This window comes from Candidatus Eisenbacteria bacterium (assembly GCA_016867495.1).
In the GTDB taxonomy this organism is placed as follows: Bacteria; Eisenbacteria; RBG-16-71-46; order CAIMUX01; family VGJL01; genus VGJL01.
In genome coordinates this window covers 1-2,662 of record VGJL01000276.1, presented here as the reverse complement: position 1 = coordinate 2,662, position 2,662 = coordinate 1, and the positions used below count along the sequence as shown (strand labels likewise).

Annotated in this window: 3 protein-coding genes; 2 read left to right on the top strand and 1 reads right to left on the bottom strand. The window is 66.9% G+C overall.

The genetic code is table 11. The features are described 5' to 3' along the window. The first annotated feature begins 48 nt into the window (after nt 1–48). The gene (locus FJY88_13380; GenBank protein ID MBM3288318.1) at nt 49–402 is read left to right on the top strand and encodes an SDR family NAD(P)-dependent oxidoreductase; all 354 of its coding nucleotides are present in this window, start codon (nt 49–51) and stop codon (nt 400–402) included. A gap of 40 nt (nt 403–442) precedes the next feature. Then, entirely contained in the window at nt 443–1,432 is a 990-nt protein-coding gene (locus FJY88_13375) for an ornithine cyclodeaminase family protein (protein ID MBM3288317.1), read from the top strand. A 69-nt stretch (nt 1,433–1,501) separates the two neighbouring features. Here the strand turns inward: FJY88_13375 and FJY88_13370 are convergent, their stop codons facing one another. After that, on the bottom strand, nt 1,502–2,578 hold the full coding sequence (locus FJY88_13370; protein MBM3288316.1) for a hypothetical protein: 1,077 nt from the start codon (nt 2,576–2,578) through the stop codon (nt 1,502–1,504). Nucleotides 2,579–2,662 lie beyond the last annotated feature (84 nt).

The window sequence follows — 2,662 nt, the reverse complement described above, 5'->3', positions numbered from 1 at the left end:
TCAGGGACGATCGTGCGGCCCGGAGCGAGTTCATGAACCTGATCGGCCATCATACGATCCGCTGATGCGCGCGAAGGAGGACTCCGGATCGATGAAGCGCGCGGCCTGGATCACCGGCGCGTCCCCTTCCCGAGGAATGCCGCCTACAACGCCTCGAAGTTCGGGGCTCTCGGCCTGACGGAAGCGATGCGCGTGGAGCTGAGAAGCAAGGGGATCCGGGTCACGGCGGTCCTCCCCGGGGCCACCGACACCCCGCTGTGGGACCGCCTGGCGGGGGAGTGGGACCGCTCGCGCATGATGAAGCCCGGGGACGTCGCCCGGGCGATCCGGACGGCCATCGAAGCCGGCCCTGATGCGCTCGTCGAGGAGATCGTGATCGCCCCGCCTCTGGGTAGCCTCTAAGATCCGCCGAGCGATCGGCCACGGGAAGAAGGGAGGGAAGATGCCGCTGCTCTTGACCCGCAAGGATGTCCAGAAGGTGCTCACGATGAAGGAGGCCATCGCCGCCGTCGAGGAAGGGCTGCGGCAGCTCGCCCTCGGCAACGTCGCGATGCCCCAGCGCACCGCGATCAGGATCGAGCGCCACCACGGGCTCCATCTGGCGATGCCCGCCTTCGTGGGCGGCGACGGCGACCTCGAGGCGCTCGCCGTGAAGGTGGTCACGGTCTATCCGGAGAATCCGAAGCTCCGCAACCTCCCGACCACGATCGGGACGCTCCTGCTCAACGATCCGAGCAGCGGCGCGCTGATCGCGATCATGGACGCCGGATTCCTCACGGCGATGAGGACGGGAGCCGTCTCCGGAGTCGCGACGAAGCACCTCGCGCGCCCCGGCGCGCGGACGGTCGGAGTCTTCGGCGCGGGCGTCATGGCCCGCACGCAGCTTCTGGCGATCGCCGAGGTCATACCGATCGACCGCGTCGTCGTGCACGATCCTGTCCGGGAGGCGGCCGAGAAGTTCGCGGCCGACGTCTCCGCGACGAGCCACTGGAAGGTGGAGGTCGTCGGCGACCCCAGGGCCTGCGTCGAGAACGACATCGTCTGCGCGGCCTCCTCGAGCAAGGAGCCGATCTTCGACGGAACCTGGATCCGTCCGGGAACCCACATCAACGGGATCGGATCCCACTCCCCCGATGCCAGGGAGCTCGACACGCGGACCATCCAGCGGTCCAAGGTCGTCGTGGACCACTTGCCCGCCTGTCTCGCCGAGGCCGGGGATCTGCTGATTCCGATCCGGGAAGGGGCGTTCGCGGAGGAGAGGATCCACGCTTCCCTGGGGGAGATCATCGCGGGGCGCAAGGCTGGACGCTCCTCGAGCGAGGAGATCACGCTCTTCAAGTCGGTCGGCCTCGCCGTCCAGGACGCCGCCACCGCGGCGCGCGTCTACGAGCTTGCGAAGGCCTCCGGGGTCGGCGCCACGATCGAGATCTAGCCGGCCGATCGGCCGGCCCCCGCGGACGGGCGGAGGGTGCGCGCCCGTTCCGCGTGGCCGCGAGTCGGTCTAGACCTCCGGGAAGAAGTACGGCAGGAGGCACTGGATCCTGCGTTCGTAGTCGTCGGGATAGAGGAACCAGGCGCTGACCGCGATGCTGCTCAGCAGGGAGTTGCCGTCCTGCGGGGTGAAGGAGAAGCCGATGACCTCGCTTCCTTCACCCAGTTCCCGGACCTGGAGGGTCGGGACCACGACGACCGTCTGGTTCAGGATCCTCCCGTAGTGCCCGTGGTCGCGGCCGAAGGAGAAGATCTGGTTGGCCGACTTCTTTTCGGTCAGGGCGATCCGATCGTTCCCCTTCAGACGCTGGATGACCTGCTCGTGCGAGACCTTCTCCTTGAGACGGATGTTGAACCAGAGGCAGTGCATGTACTGGGTCGGGATCTTGATCGCCGAGCTGAAGAGATTCAGCTTGTAGCCGAGCGTCTCGAAGAGGTGGAAGGCGTCGCGGGCGTGGTGCGTGCCGAAGACCGGATCGTCATGCTTGCCGACCTTGGGCGCCGGGATGTAGTCGCCGTCCTGGCTGATGTCGCTCGCCCGGCGCATCAGGAGAAAGCGCCCCTCGACCAGGTTCGCCGGATCTTTCTTGCGGAGGGCGAGAGTGTCGACCAGGACGGAGATGTTGTGCGTATTGCAGCTCACTACCTGGACGAACTGATCCTTTCCGCGCTCCAGGGCTGAATCGTTCACTCCGCGCGCGTACATCTTCCCGAAGCCGAACTCGCTCCCCTGCGCCACGAAGCCGAGCGTCTCTTGGCGGTGGTGCTCGTAGCTCTTCGCCTTGTTGTCGTTGCCGACCGGGGTGCAGTCGATCACGACCGACGCCCGCCGCAGCGCCTCCTCGGACTCGAGGGAGACCTTCATCCCCTGCGCGTCGAACTTGGGGATGGAAGTGTCGTCGGTGCACAGGAGCGCGCCGCGGTCGAGCAGGTTTCGGACCTTCGAGCGCTCGTGCGTCAGGGGCGTCCGCTTGTGGAAGCTCACCGTGTCGATCCCGAGGTCCTTCCTGTAGTCGCAGAGCAATCCGATCAGCGGCTCGCCGATCGTGCCTGTGCCGATCACGTGCACATGCCTCGAATCCTTCATCGCATCGACTCCCGCGCCCCGAGGCGCCGTTCGAGGTTCAAGGAACTCGCCGCGTGGCCGCAGGCCGGGCGCACGCCGTCCGTT

What these genes read in the sequence shown, in the direction of transcription:
- FJY88_13370 (MBM3288316.1), bottom strand. Translation starts at nt 2,578, where the DNA reads ATGAAGGATTCGAGGCATGTGCACGTGATCGGCACAGGCACGATCGGC.
- FJY88_13375 (MBM3288317.1), top strand. Translation starts at nt 443, where the DNA reads ATGCCGCTGCTCTTGACCCGCAAGGATGTCCAGAAGGTGCTCACGATG.